The organism is Komagataeibacter diospyri (genome assembly GCF_006538165.1).
GTDB lineage: Bacteria > Pseudomonadota > Alphaproteobacteria > Acetobacterales > Acetobacteraceae > Komagataeibacter > Komagataeibacter diospyri.
Genome location: NZ_BDLU01000038.1, coordinates 1 through 3242 on the forward strand (window position 1 = coordinate 1; position 3242 = coordinate 3242).

Consider the following 3242-nt stretch of genomic DNA (forward strand, 5'->3'; position numbering starts at 1 on the left):
TCCGTCAGTATGAAGCGATCCATATGGTCTTTGAAACACATCATGGCCCTTTAGAAAACTCAATTCCCAACAGCCCCCAAATAGTTAGATAATATTTATCAGTTTTCTGCCAGCAGCTGCCGACTGGCCTGAACGCGCACGACGCGGCGGCCTTCCATTTCCAGCACCTCAAACAGCCAGCCGGAAAACACGACCTTGTCCCCCCTGGCGGGCACGCGCCGCAAAAGGGCAAGTATCAGCCCGGCAAGGGTGTGATAGCTGCCTTCGGCTGGCAGGTCGGACAGACCGAGCCGATCCTTGACCTCATCAGCGGGCATGGAACCATCCAGCACCAGTACATTGTCATGGGCCAGTCGCTGGGGCGGAGTGTTGCCCGGTTCATGCTGCTCACCCACGATCGCACCGAACAGATCGGATGAGGTCACGATTCCCTCAAACGAACCATATTCATCCAGTACCAGCGCAAGACCCAGCGGGGAGTCACGCATACGTTCCAGCATGTCAAAAGCCGACAGCGTATCAGGCACCGAAATGGGATGACGCAGCCCAATTTCGACCGATGGGCTCTTACCGTCCAGAAACCGGTCCAGCATGTCCTTGGCCAGGATCACGCCCACCGGGTTGTCCACGCCCCCTTCACACACCACGATGCGCGAATAGGTAGTTGAACGCAGCACCTGCAGCAGTTGCGCGCGCGGCACGTGCCGTTCCACCCAGCACAGTTCGTTACGTGGGGTCATGATGGCGCGGACAGGCCGTTCGGCCAGACGCAGCAGGCGTTCGATCATATCGCGCTCCTCCTGCTCCAGCACGCCAGCCTGCGCCCCTTCGGCGATATAGGCCCGCAGTTCCTCGACCGAGACGGACTGCCGTATCGCCCCGCCGATTCCCATAAGCTTCAGCACCAGTTCGGATGACCGCCCCAGCAGCCAGACAATGGGTCGCGTCAGCCATGCCATCCATTCCAGCAGCAGCGACAGGCGTGCCGCGATCTGTTCGGGCTGACGCAGCGCGATCTGCTTGGGCACCAGTTCTCCCAGCACCAGCATGACAGCGGTAATGGCACTGACCACCAGGAACATGGCCAGCTCATCAGCAATGGAATGCAGGGCGGGAATATGGGCCAGCCAGCGGCTGACGCCAGCCTCGATACTGTTGCCGCCAAAGGTGCCTTCCAGAATCGAGACAAGGGTCATGCCGATCTGGACGGTAGGCAGGAAGCTCTGCGGGTCACCCGCCAGTTTCAGGGCACGGTCCGCGCCCTTGATGCCATCACGCGCAAGAATGGCCAGTCGTGCGCGGCGGGCGGAAATCAGGGCCAGTTCGCCCATGGCAAACAGCCCGTTGAGCAGGACAAGGCATAATATGACAATCAGTGAAACAACCATGATCCCGCGATCCTACAGCATAATCATGCACACGGGCACATGCCTGAAAATACACACACAAAAAAGAAAAAGGCGGGACATATGCCCCGCCTTTCCCAAACGTAATGCATGAAAGCGCGAACCGCGCGATCAGTCAGCCGCGTCGGCCGTTTCAGCCGGGGCCGCCACCTTGCTTACGCGCGGCGGTGCCGCAGGCTTCTTGCGGGCGGCCAGTTCGGCCATCTTGGCGTCAACATGCTGTGTAAACACGTATTCGGCCGGACGCTGGTTGGCCAGCGAGATTTCCGGCGCCATCGGCTTTTCCGTCTCGGGCCCGAACAGGGCGACCTTGGCAATGTGCCAGGGCCTGCGGACGGCATCCATGACGGCAGTCGATTCGTATCCGGAATGGACCATGCAGTCGGCGCATTTTTCGTAATTGCCGGTGCCGTATGCATCCCAGTCGGTGTCGGCCATAAGCTCTTCAAAGCTCTTGGCGTAGCCTTCACCCAGCAGGTAGCACGGGCGCTGCCAGCCAAAGACATTACGCAGCGGCTTGCCCCACGGGGTGCAGTGGTACTGTTCGTTACCGGCCAGAAAGTTCAGGAACAGCGGCGACTGCGTGAAGCGCCACTTCTTGCCCTTGCCCAGACGGAAGATGTCACGGAACAGCTGCTTCGTCTTGTGACGGTTCAGGAAGTGCTCCTGATCCGGTGCGCGTTCGTAAGCGTAACCCGGCGCGGTCATGATGCCGTCAACGCCCATCGCCATCACTTCGTCAAAGAAGGCGGCAACGCGCTTGGGATCAGCGCCATCGAACAGTGTGCAGTTGATCGACACGCGGAAACCACGGGCCTTCGCCTTCTTGATGGCAGCGACCGCGCGTTCGTACACGCCGTCCTGACACACCGATGCGTCATGCATCGCCGGGTCGCCATCCAGATGGACATCCCACGAAAAGAAGGGGTTCGGCTCGTAATCGTCCATCTTCTTTTCCAGAAGAAGGGCGTTCGTGCACAGATACACATACTTCTTGCGTGCGATCAGCCCGCGTATGATATCGGGCATTTCCTTGTGCAGCAGCGGCTCACCACCGGCCACGGCAATGACCGGCGCGCCCGCTTCGGTATCCGCATCCAGGCATTCCTGAAGGGTCATGCGCTGGTTCAGGATCTGGGCGGGATAGTCGATCTTCCCGCACCCGGCGCACGCCAGGTTACAGCGGAACAAGGGCTCGAGCATAAGCACGAGCGGATAACGTTTGCGCCGCGTGACATGCTGCTTGACAACATAGGCGCCGACGCGGACTGCCTGCATAATAGGAACGGCCATGAAACCTCTGCTCCTGCACCGGCCCAACGCCGGTCTCATATTTCAAGTCTGGTAGGTCGGATATGGTCACATCCACCTACGAGAAAACAAGCCCAACATCGCCCAGCCGTGCATTTAAAGCATGCCGAGGTTGCGGACTTGTACGACACATGAAGCCTTTCGCGAGGGTATAGGACAGAAACCATCCTGTATTCAATTGCTATCAGCTTTGGTGTGGCCAATTAACAACAGTCATAGAATTAGAGACTGTATTTACAGCCTTAACCGGAGTAACACATCGCGATTACGCTACGGTCGCCATGGTTTTCGTGCCATGAGCCGCCATTCATCGCCGCCGGAGCAGCCTGTTTCCGGCCCCGATCGCGGGGCCGACGGGCCAAACCGAAACCCGGGTTGGTTCCTCCCCTGTAAAATGGGGCAAGGGCCAGCGCAGAACAATGGACGCGAACATCATGGATCAGACCAAGCCCGCGATTCCGACCCTTGGGCGTTACCCCCAGCTTGACCGGGTGCGCGCGCCGCATGACATGCGCAACCTTTCGG

2 protein-coding genes are annotated in these 3242 nt (G+C 59.2%); both read right to left on the reverse strand.

The genetic code is table 11. The annotated features are described in order from the left end of the window. Positions 1-98: 98 nt before the first annotated feature. A complete protein-coding gene (locus MSKU9_RS09405) occupies positions 99-1388 on the reverse strand; it encodes a hemolysin family protein (RefSeq protein WP_141261217.1) in 1290 nt (429 codons plus the stop codon). A 129-nt stretch (positions 1389-1517) separates the two neighbouring features. Then, positions 1518-2699, reverse strand: a complete 1182-nt coding sequence (hpnH, locus tag MSKU9_RS09410) for an adenosyl-hopene transferase HpnH (RefSeq protein WP_141261219.1) — start codon at positions 2697-2699, stop codon at positions 1518-1520. Positions 2700-3242 lie beyond the last annotated feature (543 nt).